Here is a 13990-nt window from a genome sequence, read left to right as displayed (position 1 = left end):
TTATTGACAAATTTCGGTGCTTTTGTTATAGAGAGGTATATTCAGGGTGTGACGCAAACTGAAGGCGGGGCATCAAATATGTCGCTTAAATCAAGGGCATATTTCGAGGGCAAATTCCCAAAATGCGTCTCAGGGTTGCGGCCTGGCCGTCCCTGATCTCAGGAGTGAGAGCATATGGTTTCTACCTCAGCGGTCTCTATAGATCCGGAAGCAAGCTTAACCCGTTACTTACAGCAAATCCGCCGTTTTCCACTTCTCACAGCGGATGAGGAAAGCCGCCTGGCCCGTCTTTGGCGTGACCGTCAGGACGCGAATGCAGCCCATAAACTTGTGACATCTCATCTGCGCCTGGTCGCGAAAATTGCGATGGGCTATCGTGGTTACGGCCTCCCCGTCAGTGAACTCATCAGTGAAGGCAATGTCGGGATGATGCAGGCGGTTAAACGCTTCGACCCTGAGCGCGGCTTCCGACTGGCGACGTACGCCATGTGGTGGATCCGCGCCGCGATGCAGGAATACATCCTCCATAGCTGGTCTCTCGTTAAAATTGGCACGACAGCGGCTCAGAAAAAACTGTTCTTCAACCTGCGCCGCCTGAAAGGTCAAATGCAGGCCATTGATGATGGTGATCTCAAGCCGGAACAGGTGAACCAAATCGCCAAAGCGCTCGGCGTTTCGGATGCTGAAATCGTATCAATGAATCGCCGACTGACAGCCCCGGACCGCAGTCTGAACGCCCCGTTGAAAAGCGATGGCGAGGGTGAGTGGCGGGACCGGCTGGTGGATGAAGGCGCGAACCAGGAAAAACGCCTGGGAGAAGCCGAGGAATTATCCGGGCGTCAGGACATGCTCTCCAAAGCCTTGCTGACGCTTAACCCGCGTGAGCGCCATATCCTGCAGGAGCGTCGTTTGAAAGAGGAGCCTTCAACTTTGGAGGATCTCTCTCATCACTATAATGTCTCTCGCGAGCGTATTCGCCAGATCGAGGCGCGGGCGTTTGAGAAATTGCAAAAAGCTATGTCGGCGGAAGTTGAGGCGCGTCGCCTCTCTAACGCAAAGCTGGTCGCGCAACGTCATGTCGAGATGGTGAAATAAGACCTTACAAATCGGGCCAGGGTCCGGAATTGGAGCGGGTAAAAATCATTCCCGCTCCAAAATCGGCCGATCACTTTAGATCCGTCTAGGGATCTCAAAGTTTTAATCTTCAAACGGGTCCCGCATCAGGATCGTATCATCACGTTCCGGGCTGGTTGAAAGCAATGTCACCGGCGCTTCAATTAGCTCCTCAATGCGGCGAATATATTTGATGGCCTGAGCCGGCAGATCAGCCCAACTCCGGGCACCAAACGTTGTTTCTTTCCATCCCTGAATTGTTTCGAAAACAGGTTTGACGCGCTTTTGCGCCGCCGGGCCAGACGGGAAGATACTGACCGCCGCGCCATCGAGCGTGTAACCGGTGCAGATTTTGATTTCATCAAAACCGTCAAGCACGTCCAACTTCGTTAAGGCAATGCCATTGACGCCGCCGACCTTCACAGCCTGACGCACCAAAACCGCATCGAACCAGCCACAACGCCGGGGCCGCCCCGTATTCGTGCCAAATTCGTGGCCACGCTGGCCGAGTGTCGTGCCATTCACGTCAAATAATTCGGAGGGGAAAGGCCCTTCCCCCACGCGGGTGCAATAGGCTTTGGCAATACCGAGCACAAATCCGACATGGGCCGGCCCAACACCGCTGCCACTCGCCGCAACAGCCGCGACAGTGTTGGAACTTGTCACAAAGGGATAGGTCCCATGATCAACATCCAGCATGACGGCCTGCGCCCCCTCGAAGAGGATACGCGCACCGCTGCGGCGGGCCTCATCGAGACGCGCCCAGGCTGTGCAGGCGTACGGCAGGATGCGGGGCGCGAGGCGTGCAATGTGGTCCTTCAAAGCCTGCTTCGTGAAAGTCGGTGCGCCGAGCCCCGCCAATAAGGTGTTGTGATGCAGGAGGAGCTCATCAAGCTTCCAATCCAATGTTTCCTCTTCCGCGAGGTCGCACAGGCGGATGGCACGGCGCGCCACCTTATCCTCGTAAGCCGGCCCGATCCCGCGCCCGGTTGTGCCGATTTTACGATCACCCCGGGCCGCCTCACGCGCGCGATCCGTAGCCACATGCACGGGCAGGATCAAAGCGGCATTATCCGCCACCCAAAGTGTCTCCGGTGACACAGTCAGGCCTTGAGCGGTAACACGCTCAAACTCAGCCAGGAAAGCTTCCGGGTCGACCACCACGCCATTCCCGATCACGCCGGTTTTGCCGCGGACGAGGCCGGAGGGAAGCAGCGATAATTTATATGTCTGATCACCGACGACAAGGGTATGGCCCGCATTATGACCGCCCTGAAACCGCACCACGACATTCGCGCGGCTTGCCAACCAGTCAACGATTTTGCCCTTGCCTTCGTCACCCCACTGAGTGCCGATTACGGTAACGTTGGACATAAAACCCCCTTAAACCTCAACCAATTTATCTTGCAGAATGCAATATACGCAGCGTAACCGCCGCGCTTCCGCGCAGGAGTCCGAAGCATCATCAAGTTCGGCGACGGTCGCAAAACCGTCCTCACGCAATTTATGGGACATTGCGACGGACGTGCCGTGCGGCAGGTAGACCCGCTTTTTCAGGGAAACAGGCGGCCCGAGGCGCTTTTAAAAGCGCCTCGGGCCGCAATGTCATGCCGCAGGCTGCTTCCTGCTCATAAGAGAGATAGCGCCCACCTCGCCCGATTTCCTCCCGCACATCCGCAGCGAACACCGTCATGCACAGACCCGTGTGATATTGCCAGCTCCGAAACTCAGCCGGGTCAATTGTCAGGATAATCGCCGGGTCAGCCGCCCACACGGCGTTCACGACTTCCTGAAGTCGCTTGACCGCGTCGGCCGCGGAAGGCGGCAAATCCAGTTGCGTCAGAATTTCCAATGCGTGGCGCGCAGGACCCGTGGCACGCAGAAGCTGCGTCAGGACGGGCGCGAGCGCACCGCCCAGATCTCGCACCGCCGCAACATCCTTCCGGTCAAGGGCTTGTATCAACGTGACCTCTTGCGCCGCCGTAAATGTCTCTGTGGCAATCAGCGCCCTGGCGATATTCGGGCAGGAGAGGTCAATGAGGACATTCGCCACCTGCAGGGCGCTCAGTGCTGAAGAGGTGACAAGGATCACCCCCGCATCAGCCTGAGCGCTGTCCGGGCCGATCAATTCAAGCCCGACCTGGGTGATCTGCCGGACGCCATCACGCCCCGGCGTCCCGACCAGCACGCAGCTCCCCGCATAGGACAGGCGCAAAGGGCGCGGCCTTTCCGCCAGGCGCGTCGCAGCAATGCGGGAGATCTGCGCCGAGAGCGCCTGGCCGCCCCCCCGCGAGCAAAGACGCTTCAAATTCGATGAGAGGCGACCTGACCTGCTCATACCCGTATTGGGAGAAGACGCCCATGATCCGGGCAATGCCCTGTGCCTGTGCCTCTGCCTCCGCCTCATGCTGTAAAAGGTCGATGAAGCCGGTCGGGAGGAGGGTGACGGGTGGTTCCTGCGGTGCATTCATGGGGCGGCCTCCGCTTTAACCTGCGCATAAGCCCACTCAATCCAGGGCAGAAGCGCCGCGATATCCGCGTGTTCAACCGTGGCCCCACCCCAGATGCGCAGCCCCACCGGCGCGTCTCGGTAATGGGCCAGATCATACCCCGCCCCTTCCTGCTCCAGAAGGCCGACCAGTTTTTTGACGATGGCGGCCTGTCTGTCAGCAGCAAGCGATGTGAACCATGACGCCGTGAATTTGAGGCAGATAGATGTCGGGGAGCGGATCGCGCGCGTCTCCGCGAGGAAGTCGATCCAATTTGTCGCCTCCACCCACTTTGTCACAACGTCGAGGTTTTTCTGCACCCGCGCCTTGAGGCCCTTCAGCCCGCCAAGGGCACGCGCCCATTCGAGACCGTCCCGCGCATCTTCGACGCACAACATGGAGGGCGTGTTGATGGTATCTCCCTTGAAAATACCCTCAATGAGCCCTTTCGCGTTCGTCAGGCGGAAAATCTTGGGCAGCGCCCGCTTCGGCGCGTTTTCAAGCCGCGCCACAGCACGGGGACTGAGCGCCAACATGCCATGCGCCGCCTCCCCGCCCAGAACTTTCTGCCACGACCATGTCACGACATCGAGCCGGTCCCAGGGGAGATCCATCGCAAAAGCCGCCGAGGTTGCATCGCAGATTGCCAGCCCCGCACGCGCTGAAGGAATTGTGAAGTCCTGCGGCATACACACGCCGGATGTCGTGCCGTTCCAGGTCAGGACAACATCATGAGACCAGTCAATCCGGGTGAGGTCGGGCAAGGCCCCGTAGGGCGCAGCGGGGATATGGAGGTCAGGGATGTTCAATGCATCGCGCAGGTCGGCAGCCCAGAGGGCTGAAAAACTCTCAAATGATAGGACATCGACAGGCCGTGTCCCGGCCAGCGCCCAGAGAACCATTTCCACCGCACCAGTATCGGAAGCCGGGACGATCGCCACCCGCCAATCGGGCGGAATTTCAAGGACCTCCTTCGAAAGCTCAATGACGTCACGCAGGCGCGCGCGCCCTTCCGCCGCACGGTGTGAGCGACCGAGAAACGCTTTTTCAAGGTTTTGAAGGGACCAGCCAGGACGCTTGACGCAGGGACCGGAGGAGAAATAGGGCCGCGCAGGTTTCAGAGACGGGCGTTGAAGCATAATCGATCCAGAAATGGTAAAGGGCCGACAGTAAATCGCCCGCGGCGATTCATGCGCACAACCTTTGGTACGAGAGGGGGGACTCGAACCCCCATGCCTTGCGGCGGTCGATTTTGAGCCGACTACGTCTACCGTTCCGTCACTCTCGCATTGCAGCGATCCATATAATGTCTCAGCCGGAAACGCAATCTTAGACGCGGTTTGTGGCGGCAGGGGGCGGGGAGAAGCGTCACGCCGCCGCCATGCCGAGCATGAGGCGGATATTCTGGAGCGCGGCCCCGCTGGCGCCTTTGCCGAGATTATCGAGGCGCGCTGTCAGCACGGCGTGACGGCGCGCATCATTGCCATGTACGCGCAACTCAAGAATATCCTCGCCCGCGAGGGCATCTGCCGTCAACCGCCCGGAAGAGTCGTCCGCAACCCGGATGATGCGGCTTTGCCGGTAGGCCGCGCGGAGACATTGCCGCAAATCCTCGGAGGTGGTTGCACCGAACTGATCAAGATGGAGCGGGATGGAGACAATCATCCCCCGCGCGAAATGCCCGATAGATGGCACAAAGACCGGACGGTGGGAGAGCCCGGCATGGCGCATGATTTCCGGCACATGTTTATGCTCAAGTTCCAGCGCGTAAAGCGCGAAAGCGGGGCCGCCATCGCGCTCATGCTGCTCAATGACACGATGCCCGCCGCCGCTATAGCCACTCACCGCGTTGATCGTCAGCCTGATATCCGACGGCAGAAGACCCGCATCCACCAGAGGGCGCAGCAGCGCAATGGCGCCTGTCGGGTAGCAGCCCGGATTGGAGACTCGGCTGGCCTGCGCGATATGCCGGGCCTGCGATGCGGAAATCTCCGGAAATCCATAAACCCAATCCGGTGCCACGCGATGGGCGGAACTGGCATCAAGCACCCGGATTTCGGGGCGATCAGCCAGCAGATTAATCGCCTCACGCGCCGCATCATCCGGCAGGCACAGAACGACGAGGTCTGCGCTGATCATCTTCTCGAGTCGGGCCTTCGGGTCCTTTCTCTGTACCGGATCGATTGAGATCAACGCGATGTTCTGAGCTTCGAGTCGGGCTTTGATATCAAGACCTGTGGTGCCGGCCTCTCCATCGATGAAGATGTGCGGCATCCAAAATCGATCTTTAAAAATGTTTCTGTAGACGAAACGGTTGGAAATGTAGCTACTGGATTTTATGATGAATATAAAGATCATCTTATCGCAGAATAACGTCAATAACGATGTCCCCGGCGCATCGGCCTCCCATAAACTCAAAGATCGACATATTCGCATGATCGCCCTTGGCGGGGTGATCGGGGCGGGTTTATTTGTCGGGAGTTCAGCGGCGATCCGACAGGCCGGCCCATGCGTGCTGATCTCCTACCTTGCGACCGGAATATTGATCATCCTCATCATGCGGATGTTGGGGGAGATGCTGATTTCCCGCGAGAGTGTCGGAAGTTTCGTCGATTGTATTCGCGTCGCAATGGGTAATGGCAGCGGCTTTGTCGCGGGTTGGCTTTATTGGTCTTTCTGGGTCGTGACCATCGGCGCGGAGGCCATTGGCGGCGCGATAGCCCTTCAGGACTGGGTGAGCATACCTGTCTGGATATTGGCCCCGACGCTGATATTGGTGGTGAATCTCGTCAATCTCATCTCCGTGCATGTTTTTGGTGAGTGTGAGTTCTGGCTCTCATCCATCAAAGTCTTTTCCCTCGTGATTTTTTCAGCCACCGGGCTTATCGCCCTCGCGGGATTTATTGGCCCGCAACCCGTTACGCCGGTCGCCAATCTGATGGTGACACATACACTCGCCCCTTATGGCTGGAGTGCGATTTTCGCGGCCATTCCCACGGTGATATTTTCCATGATGGGGTCAGAATCCGCGACCGTCGCTGCGGCAGAATCCAAAAATGCGGGTGAAAATCTGGCGAAAGTCACGCGCTCGATCGGTATTCGCATCACGGTGTTTTTTCTCCTCTCCATCGCGCTGATTCTGCTCCTTTATCCATGGTCCGCCCTTCAGTCAGGCTATTCTCCTTTCGTGACGGTGCTGCGGCATCTCGGCATTCCGGGCGCGGCGGAAATCATGCAATTCGTCACGCTCAGCGCGATTTTGTCCTGTCTGAATTCCTCCATCTATATTTCATCCCGCACCTTGCGGGGGCTTGCCGACAAGGGCCAGGCGCCGGAGCCCTTCTCCCTCCTCTCCGTACGTCTTATCCCGAAACATTCCGTCTTCGCGTCGAGCGTCATTGGACTTGTCTCAGCTTTCAGCTCCATATTCTCGCCTGACCTTGTCTTCGCCTTTCTCTTAAGCGCCACAGGCGCCGTGATCCTGATTATTTACGGTATGCTGATTGTTTCTCACGCGATTTTCGTGCGGCAGGACCCGAGTAATAAGGCCTTCATCCTGCCCATGAGTGGCGTACTGCATGTCATTATGACCGGTGCCATTGTCGCCGTCTTTGTGGCGATGCTGATCCAGCCTGGTAATCGCGGCACAGCCTTTTCGAGCCTTGGCAGCGTCGCTTTTTATGCCATCATCTATCTTTGCACACGCCATCGACATCGTGAGGTCGCGGCTTAAGGCGTGTGACGTTATCAGGATGAACGATGATTTCGGGCAATAATATCGACCGGCTTCTTAAGATCATGCAGCAGCTTCGTGATCCGGGAAAAGGATGATCACGCGCTCGCTGATGAATTGGGGGATCTGCTTCTCCAGGTCGCTTTTCTCAGCCAGATCGCGTCAGAGAAAAATGCCTTCACTTTCACGGATGTGGTGGACCGGATCTGCGACAAGATGATTCGCCACCACCCCCATATCTTCAAAGGCGAGGCGCTTGTTGGTTGGGAGGATGTCAAGGCCGCTGAGCGACGGGAGAAGGCGCAGAATGGTGCGCTGGAGGGTGTGGCGCAGGCTTTACCTGCTTTGAAACGCGCCGCCAAACTTTGCCAGCGCGCCACACGCACGGGATTCGATTGGGAGGACGCGGCTGAAGTCCTCGAAAAAGTGGATGAAGAGGTCGCGGAAGTCCGGGCAGAAATGGCGAGACGCAATCGTGATCGGCTTGAGGATGAAATCGGCGATGTGCTTTTCACGACGGCGAGCCTCGCACGCAAGCTGGAGCTTGACCCGGAAGCCTGCCTTGAGCGGAGCAATCGGAAGTTCATCTCCCGTTTCGAAGCGATGGAGAAGAAACTCGCCGCCGAAGGCAGCCGGCTGGAGGAAAAATCCCTTGCGGAACTGGAAGCCCTTTGGCAAAGCGTGAAACGAGACCTCTCCCATGCGTCGTCATGACGCTTTACACGCGTGTTTCGATATTGATCGACTGAAGATTTCGTCGCACCATGTGTAATCGTGCCCCCGCCTTTATCTGCGGAAAATATGACCAAGATTGAACTTGCCTGGAGGACGCCGGAAGCGCTTTTAACCGCGTTCGAGGACGTGCCGCATCTTGCGTTTCTCGATAGTGGCGGCACAGTTTCAGCGCGTTCCCGCTGGTCCGTCCTCTGTGTTCATCCGCGGGAAATTTTAAGCAGCGCCAACCTGGATGGGTGGGACCAATTGCGGGGGCTGTTACGTACGAAGCGGGATGACCTGCATCATGACATCCCTTTCTCAGGCGGTGTCGTCGGTTTGGCGTCTTATGAAGCGGGTTTAGCGTTAGAGGGTCTCCAATCTCGTTTTCGACCCTTTATCCCTGCTTTGATCGCGATGGCCTTCGATGGCGCGTTTATATTCGACCGACAGGAAAAGCGTCTTTTCTGGTGCAGCGACTCGGGCAGCCCGATGCCGCCTCTGCCATCGCCCGACCGGGTGAAACGCGTCCGCACCCTGCCTCGCGTGCCCCTGAAATCGGATATGCAGGCAAATGACTGGAAGGACGCTGTTGAAGCCACGCGCGCATCGATTGGCAGGGGGGAACTGTTTCAGGCCAATCTGACATCGCGGTGGCGCGGTGAGCTACCGGATGATGTGGATATTTTCTCCCTTTATCTAAGTCTGCGGGGGACCTCTCCCGCCCCGTTCGGCGGTTTTATCAAGTTCCCCCAATTTTCGCTTCTCAGCGCTTCGGTGGAACGTTTTATTTCCCTTGATCGCCGTGGTTGGCTTGAGACCCGTCCGATCAAGGGGACAGCGCCTGTTGGCAGGGATGGGCAGGAAGATGCGCATATCGCTGAGAACCTCGCACACGATGCGAAGGAATATGGTGAAAATCTGATGATCACCGACCTTATGCGCAACGACATCGCGCGTGTCTGTGAGGTCGGGAGCGTGTCCGTCCCCGCTTTATGTCAGATCGAGCGTTTCACCCATGTGCATCACCTCGTTTCCACCGTGCGCGGCAAGCTGGCACGCGGTAAAACGGCCGTGGATCTCATGCGGGCCAGCCTTCCCCCCGGTTCCGTCACCGGCGCGCCGAAACATGCGGCGTTGCAATTGATCGACCGGTTGGAGGGCTCAGCGCGCAATGCCTATTGCGGCACGATGTTCTGGATTGGAAATGATGGCGCGATGGATAGTAACGTTGTGATTCGTTCCATCCTGATCTCGGGTGGGGAAATCGAGATTGGCGCAGGGGGTGGCATCACCTACCCGTCCGATCCGCAGCGGGAGTTTGACGAGATGTGTCTGAAAGCCGAGCCACTCTTAAAGCTGTTTAGATAATGAATCATGTCTGCATAAATGGGCGTTTCGTCCGTGCTGCGGAAGCCACCATCCCTGCGGATGATCGCGGCTTTCTGCTCGGTGACGGCATTTTTGAAACAATCCGCGTTGCGGACGGGGATTTGCAGCAATGTGACCGCCATATGGCGCGCCTGTCACAGGGGCTTGAAACGCTGCATTTTCCCTTCATCCATCAGGACGATCTGGTTGAAAATATGTTGGCGCTGCCGCAGCGTAACGCCGTGAAATCGGGCGCGCTGCGCCTGACCATCTCACGCGGTTCCGGCCCGCGCGGCCTGACACTGCCGCGCCCTGCCTCTCCGCATTACATCATCACGACGCATGACACGCCGCAGACGATGACAGAGGTGCAACTCGCCGTTGCGCGCTTCCCCAAGGATCATCTCTCGCCGTTAGCGGTCATCAAACATACGAACTACCTCCCAGCGATCCTCGCGCGGTGCGAAGCAGCTGAGCAGGGTTTTGATGATGCGCTCTTCCTGAATTCTGAAGGATATGTGGCGGAGGCGTGCGCCGCCAACATCATTGCCCTTTTTGGTGACAGGCTGGTCACGCCGCCTATCCGGGACGGTGCACTCCCCGGCATCAGCCGCGGGCGCCTGCTGGAAAAAAATCTCTGTTCAGAAAAATCTCTTACCGCCGGTGAACTGACAGTCGCAGATGCCATCTGGCTGAGTTCAAGTTTGGGACTTGTCGCTGTCTCTCACATTCATCATCACGAAATGCCGCGAAACGCGACCCTGCAGCGCCAACTGACAAAATTTTTATTCGGGTAAGGCCGCGCACCGTCCGTTAGCGCAACTCATCGCGATCAATGCCGTCAACATCAATCAGGCGAAAGCGTAGACGCTTGATGGATGCCCCCAGATAGGCCCCTTCACCCTTCCCCCGCATATTAACGCGTGTGCCATATTGATTCTCCATCATGAAGACGTTGCCCCCGCGCCCGAGGGCCGCATCCGCGCTGAGAGACCAATAAGTGCCGTCAAAATCAGTTGGTTCTTGATGTCAAAACCCGTCCCTGACCCGATACTGAGGAATAGCCGAGGGCGACAACGCCGCCACCTTCAATGCGGAAGTGATAGGTCTGACCATCATAATGAAGCTCGCCCTTACCCCAGCTATAACCGATACCCAGAGCCGCCTGCCTCAGCGTGAATTTGAATGTCAAATCTTTGTTACTTATCGGCGCCTTATTGCCTGTCGACGCAGCATTCTCCGCCGCACGCACCTGAATGCCCCCAAGCACGAGGATCATGATGGCTCCGAGGAAACAGATCAGTTTCTTCGTCATATGCGGCCCCTTTCAAAGCACCGTTTCACGGCGTCAATATGGAATAAGAGTTTGCGCGGACGGGTCTCTGACTCAATATTTACGACGATTTTGAAAAATAGCCAGACGCGAAAACCGCTCGATCTCAACGCGCCCTTCTGTCATAAGATGCTTTACATATGACGGCATAAAAGGCGGTCCTTCACGCACTCATCTCGACCCGCACAATTGTGGAAAAATATCAGTGTCATGGCCAATCATACCGACGATCATTTAAAATCCCGGTTATGCAGGTGGAAGGGCCGGTTTTTACCATAAGCTTCTTCAGTTGTCTTCTCGTGATGATCGGTGGCGCTATCGGCACGCTCGGGCGTTTCCTTGTCGGATATGCCGCTCGACCCATCAGTCATGGATTTCCCTGGGGGACTGTCCTGGGCATTAACGTTGTCGGATCATTCATCATCGGTTTTTTCGGCACATTAACTCTGGCACATGGGCGTTTTCCCGTTTCAGAAAATACCCGCTTATTTGTTATGGTCGGTCTGTGCGGGGGATATACGACTTTCTCAAGTTTCAGCCTGCAAACGCTGGACCTTATCCGTTCAGGCGCATGGGAGAAGGCGTTGACCAATGTCGTCCTCTCCTGCGCCCTTTGCGTCCTGGCTGTCGCTGCCGGACATGGGATTGCCTCCCATTTGAACGGCCATGCAATTGAGATTGCCCAGCTGGATATTGAAGAAGAGAGCTGAGCAGGGTCCGGCGCAGGCCCACGCTTCGAATCGTCAAGCAATGTTACCAGATCTACCGTGCGCTCGGACGCGACGGGGTGGACCGAGGCATTTCAAAGGTCAATTTCACTGCGGGGCGCTGACGCGGCAGCCTGGAATTATGTCGTGAAGTGTCTCACTACGTTGCACCCGCCTGACCATCAGCAAAGATGCGTGAAACGTTTCAGCCTATAAACGCTTCACCGCAATAAGCGTGTCGATTGACAGCGGCCTCATCCGATCATATCAGCTTCCCCACATGCAATGCGCCAATCATCGTCGCTTTTTTGCGCGAGACGTACAATGTGATCATGAGGTGTCATGTTGAGTCGTTCTGCATCTTTCAGCAAAAACCAGCACGAATCCAATATCGTTATACAATCTCCTCCAAGTCGAATTTATAGTTTAAATCAAGTGAAAATTTATCTCTACTATCTCGATATTTTGTTGAGTATTTGAGAAATTTTTTGATATAATCCGTCATCATCGATGATTTTAATCGAAAAATTTTACGCGTCCTCCAGAAGGAAGGTACGATTTCTCAACGTGAACTTTCGGACCGTGTCGGCCTGTCGCAAAATGCATGTTGGCGACGTATGCAGATCATGCGCGATAAAGGCATCATCATTGGTGAGAGAGTTCAACTCAGCCGGGAAGCGCTTGGGCCTCGGCCTCACTGTGTTCCTCCTTATCAGGACGCGGCAGCATTCAGAGAGCTGGCTTGAAAAGTTCCGGCGCATCATGCTGGACATCCCAAACGTTATCGATTTCCATCGCCTCGCCGGGGATTATGATTACCAGGTAAAGCTCGCTGTGCCGGACATTAAGGAATTTGATCGTATCTACCGAGACTTGATAGCGCGTATCGATCTGAGAACGGTAACTTCATGCATCTCGATGGAGGATTATTGCGACGACCGGGAATACCCGATTTAAGAAATCTACTGCGTTATATGAAACGCACCTCCCAACTCATGATATTCCTTGAACCATGTCGCAAATATTTTGAGCCCATCTTTCAGGGAGGTCTTCGGTCGCCAACCGAGGACTTCACCCACATGGTCGAGCGATGCCCAGGTTGACAGGACATCCGTTTTCGGGAGAGGCGATAAGGAGATGTGGGCTGGTTTGCCGAGGCATTCTGCCAGGAGCGTCACCATGTCACGGATGGGCGTGGGCTGGTCACCGCCAAGATTGAAGATGCGCGCCTCGCCTCGCTTACCTGGATGGTCCATCGCCGCGACAACGCCACTGATGATGTCATCAATAAACGTGAAATCGCGCGCTAAACCCTCGGCATCATAGAGCCGGACCGGCGTGCCCGATAAAATCGCCTGTGCAAATTGATAATAGGTCATATCTGGCCGCCCCCACGGTCCATAAACCGTGAAAAAGCGAAGACCCGTCTGCGGAAATCCGTAAAGATGTGCATAGGCCTCGGAAATCAGCTCATCCGCTCTCTTTGTCGCGGCGTAGACGGAGCTGGGCCGATTTACCGCATCGGTTTCCTTAAAAGGGAGATCCGTATTGAGACCATAAACGGAGGAAGAAGAAGCATAGACGAAATTCTGCAATCCGGGCATGGCGCGTGCGCATTCAAGCATTGTGACATGCCCCTGCACATTGGACGCGACGTAACACGCCGGCGCCGCCAGAGAATGACGGACACCCGCCTGCGCGGCGAGGTGGACAATATGGGTCACATCCTGATGCGGCTTTAATGCGGTCGAAATTGCCGCGAAATCAGCCAGGTCCCGCTGATGGAACGTAAACGCCTTGCTTTGACGTAAATGCGCGAGGCGCGCTTCCTTTAAGGTGACGTCATAATAATCATTGACGTTATCAATCCCGATCACACGATCTCCACGCGCCAGAAGAAAGCGCGCGAGGTGGAAACCGATAAACCCGGCAACGCCGGTGAGGATGACAATCCCTTGAGAATTCAAGGCTTCTGAACCTTAAAATCATCATAAGCCAGTTTATCACCCACACGAATGCCGCGCTTTGCCGTTGTCATGGCGGGGAGCTCTAGCACAGCGACAGAGACGCCATGCCCCCAAATCAGCGCCTCACTCAGTGGCACGGTGTTTTCAGCAATCGCGGCAATCTTATGTGACGCGTCGATAAAGACGATGTCGAGGGGGATGTAGGTATTGCGCATCCACATGATTGAATTGCGGGGCGCGGGCCAGATGAATAACATCCCATGATCAACCGCCAGGCTTTTACGAAACATAAGGCCCCGCGCCTGATCCGCTGATTTGACCGCAACCTCGACGGTAAATCGGTGGGTGACGCCATCCCGCGAGGTGATTGTCAGGCTTTGCGTCGGCAAAGGGTGGATTTTGCCGTCCTCATTGGTTGACGGCGCGGCATGGGGAAGGGCCTCGGCGCATGATGCCGGTGGCGACAGCGCGATCTGCGCCGTGAAGGCGATGGCGATTCCGTAGAAGAGCGTCCAGGACGATTGAAGGAATTTCCGCATAAATAGCCTTTCAAATGTTCGTGA

Annotated in this window: 18 protein-coding genes and 1 tRNA gene; 8 read left to right on the top strand and 11 right to left on the bottom strand. The window is 56.3% G+C overall.

The window, feature by feature from the left end:
* The first annotated feature begins 174 nt into the window (after positions 1–174).
* Positions 175–1095 (top strand): RNA polymerase sigma factor RpoH, encoded by a 921-nt coding sequence (rpoH, locus tag AAYR33_00375; GenBank protein ID XAO71487.1) that lies wholly within the window; start codon positions 175–177, stop codon positions 1093–1095.
* Positions 1096–1197: 102 nt separating this feature from the next.
* On the opposite strand, the gene AAYR33_00370 is transcribed toward rpoH, so the two are convergent.
* From AAYR33_00370 to argC, 7 genes are all read right to left on the bottom strand, one after another.
* The gene (locus AAYR33_00370; GenBank protein ID XAO71486.1) at positions 1198–2487 is read right to left on the bottom strand and encodes an adenylosuccinate synthase; all 1290 of its coding nucleotides are present in this window, start codon (positions 2485–2487) and stop codon (positions 1198–1200) included.
* A 9-nt stretch (positions 2488–2496) separates the two neighbouring features.
* Positions 2497–2628: a hypothetical protein gene (locus tag AAYR33_00365; protein ID XAO71485.1), complete on the bottom strand. Its 132-nt coding sequence runs from the start codon at positions 2626–2628 to the stop codon at positions 2497–2499.
* Positions 2618–3328, bottom strand: coding sequence for an ATP phosphoribosyltransferase regulatory subunit (locus AAYR33_00360; GenBank protein ID XAO71484.1), 711 nt, complete (start codon positions 3326–3328; stop codon positions 2618–2620). Before AAYR33_00360 ends, AAYR33_00365 begins: the two co-directional genes overlap by 11 nt.
* Positions 3276–3584: an ATP phosphoribosyltransferase regulatory subunit gene (locus tag AAYR33_00355; protein ID XAO71483.1), complete on the bottom strand. Its 309-nt coding sequence runs from the start codon at positions 3582–3584 to the stop codon at positions 3276–3278. Before AAYR33_00355 ends, AAYR33_00360 begins: the two co-directional genes overlap by 53 nt.
* Positions 3581–4741, bottom strand: coding sequence for a phosphoserine transaminase (locus AAYR33_00350; protein XAO71482.1), 1161 nt, complete (start codon positions 4739–4741; stop codon positions 3581–3583). Before AAYR33_00350 ends, AAYR33_00355 begins: the two co-directional genes overlap by 4 nt.
* Before the next feature lie 65 nt (positions 4742–4806).
* A tRNA-Leu gene (locus tag AAYR33_00345) sits at positions 4807–4890 on the bottom strand.
* An 80-nt stretch (positions 4891–4970) separates the two neighbouring features.
* Complete coding sequence (gene argC / locus AAYR33_00340) at positions 4971–5876, bottom strand: N-acetyl-gamma-glutamyl-phosphate reductase (protein ID XAO71481.1); 906 nt, start codon at positions 5874–5876, stop codon at positions 4971–4973.
* 64 nt (positions 5877–5940) lie between these two features.
* Here argC and AAYR33_00335 point away from each other — a divergent pair, with 64 nt between their 5' ends.
* The 4 genes from AAYR33_00335 (at position 5941) to AAYR33_00320 (ending at position 10217) form a co-directional block, all read left to right on the top strand.
* Positions 5941–7335, top strand: coding sequence for an amino acid permease (locus AAYR33_00335; GenBank protein XAO71480.1), 1395 nt, complete (start codon positions 5941–5943; stop codon positions 7333–7335).
* A gap of 78 nt (positions 7336–7413) precedes the next feature.
* On the top strand, positions 7414–8049 hold the full coding sequence (gene mazG, locus AAYR33_00330; protein ID XAO71479.1) for a nucleoside triphosphate pyrophosphohydrolase: 636 nt from the start codon (positions 7414–7416) through the stop codon (positions 8047–8049).
* A gap of 87 nt (positions 8050–8136) precedes the next feature.
* On the top strand, positions 8137–9420 hold the full coding sequence (locus tag AAYR33_00325) for an anthranilate synthase component I family protein (protein ID XAO71478.1): 1284 nt from the start codon (positions 8137–8139) through the stop codon (positions 9418–9420).
* A complete protein-coding gene (locus tag AAYR33_00320) occupies positions 9420–10217 on the top strand; it encodes an aminotransferase class IV (protein XAO71477.1) in 798 nt (265 codons plus the stop codon). Before AAYR33_00325 ends, AAYR33_00320 begins: the two co-directional genes overlap by 1 nt.
* Positions 10218–10233: 16 nt before the next feature.
* Here AAYR33_00320 and AAYR33_00315 read toward each other — a convergent pair whose 3' ends face one another.
* Entirely contained in the window at positions 10234–10368 is a 135-nt protein-coding gene (locus tag AAYR33_00315; GenBank protein ID XAO71476.1) for a hypothetical protein, read from the bottom strand.
* A gap of 64 nt (positions 10369–10432) precedes the next feature.
* Positions 10433–10735: a hypothetical protein gene (locus AAYR33_00310; protein ID XAO71475.1), complete on the bottom strand. Its 303-nt coding sequence runs from the start codon at positions 10733–10735 to the stop codon at positions 10433–10435.
* A 293-nt stretch (positions 10736–11028) separates the two neighbouring features.
* Here AAYR33_00310 and crcB point away from each other — a divergent pair, with 293 nt between their 5' ends.
* The 3 genes from crcB to AAYR33_00295 all read left to right on the top strand — a co-directional run bounded on the left by crcB (position 11029) and on the right by AAYR33_00295 (position 12417).
* Positions 11029–11463, top strand: coding sequence for a fluoride efflux transporter CrcB (gene crcB, locus AAYR33_00305; protein XAO72477.1), 435 nt, complete (start codon positions 11029–11031; stop codon positions 11461–11463).
* 500 nt (positions 11464–11963) lie between these two features.
* Complete coding sequence (locus tag AAYR33_00300) at positions 11964–12206, top strand: winged helix-turn-helix transcriptional regulator (protein ID XAO72476.1); 243 nt, start codon at positions 11964–11966, stop codon at positions 12204–12206.
* Complete coding sequence (locus AAYR33_00295; GenBank protein XAO71474.1) at positions 12142–12417, top strand: Lrp/AsnC ligand binding domain-containing protein; 276 nt, start codon at positions 12142–12144, stop codon at positions 12415–12417. Before AAYR33_00300 ends, AAYR33_00295 begins: the two co-directional genes overlap by 65 nt.
* Before the next feature lie 5 nt (positions 12418–12422).
* Here AAYR33_00295 and AAYR33_00290 read toward each other — a convergent pair whose 3' ends face one another.
* Entirely contained in the window at positions 12423–13427 is a 1005-nt protein-coding gene (locus AAYR33_00290) for an NAD-dependent epimerase/dehydratase family protein (protein XAO71473.1), read from the bottom strand.
* Positions 13424–13966, bottom strand: coding sequence for a DUF192 domain-containing protein (locus AAYR33_00285; GenBank protein ID XAO71472.1), 543 nt, complete (start codon positions 13964–13966; stop codon positions 13424–13426). Before AAYR33_00285 ends, AAYR33_00290 begins: the two co-directional genes overlap by 4 nt.
* Positions 13967–13990 lie beyond the last annotated feature (24 nt).

It is taken from the genome of Acetobacteraceae bacterium (genome assembly GCA_039613835.1).
Taxonomy (GTDB): Bacteria; Pseudomonadota; Alphaproteobacteria; order Acetobacterales; family Acetobacteraceae; genus Sorlinia.
Note: the sequence above shows the minus strand (reverse complement) of the source record. Positions and strands in the feature narration are given on the sequence as shown.

Excerpts from the sequence above, each read along its gene's own strand:
- rpoH (XAO71487.1), top strand. The coding sequence starts at position 175 with ATGGTTTCTACCTCAGCGGTCTCTATAGATCCGGAAGCAAGCTTAACC.
- AAYR33_00370 (XAO71486.1), bottom strand. The coding sequence starts at position 2,487 with ATGTCCAACGTTACCGTAATCGGCACTCAGTGGGGTGACGAAGGCAAG.
- AAYR33_00365 (XAO71485.1), bottom strand. The coding sequence starts at position 2,628 with ATGTCCCATAAATTGCGTGAGGACGGTTTTGCGACCGTCGCCGAACTT.
- AAYR33_00355 (XAO71483.1), bottom strand. The coding sequence starts at position 3,584 with ATGAATGCACCGCAGGAACCACCCGTCACCCTCCTCCCGACCGGCTTC.
- AAYR33_00350 (XAO71482.1), bottom strand. The coding sequence starts at position 4,741 with ATGCTTCAACGCCCGTCTCTGAAACCTGCGCGGCCCTATTTCTCCTCC.
- argC (XAO71481.1), bottom strand. The coding sequence starts at position 5,876 with ATGCCGCACATCTTCATCGATGGAGAGGCCGGCACCACAGGTCTTGAT.
- AAYR33_00335 (XAO71480.1), top strand. The coding sequence starts at position 5,941 with ATGATGAATATAAAGATCATCTTATCGCAGAATAACGTCAATAACGAT.
- AAYR33_00325 (XAO71478.1), top strand. The coding sequence starts at position 8,137 with ATGACCAAGATTGAACTTGCCTGGAGGACGCCGGAAGCGCTTTTAACC.
- AAYR33_00320 (XAO71477.1), top strand. The coding sequence starts at position 9,420 with ATGAATCATGTCTGCATAAATGGGCGTTTCGTCCGTGCTGCGGAAGCC.
- AAYR33_00315 (XAO71476.1), bottom strand. The coding sequence starts at position 10,368 with ATGATGGAGAATCAATATGGCACACGCGTTAATATGCGGGGGAAGGGT.
- AAYR33_00310 (XAO71475.1), bottom strand. The coding sequence starts at position 10,735 with ATGACGAAGAAACTGATCTGTTTCCTCGGAGCCATCATGATCCTCGTG.
- AAYR33_00285 (XAO71472.1), bottom strand. The coding sequence starts at position 13,966 with ATGCGGAAATTCCTTCAATCGTCCTGGACGCTCTTCTACGGAATCGCC.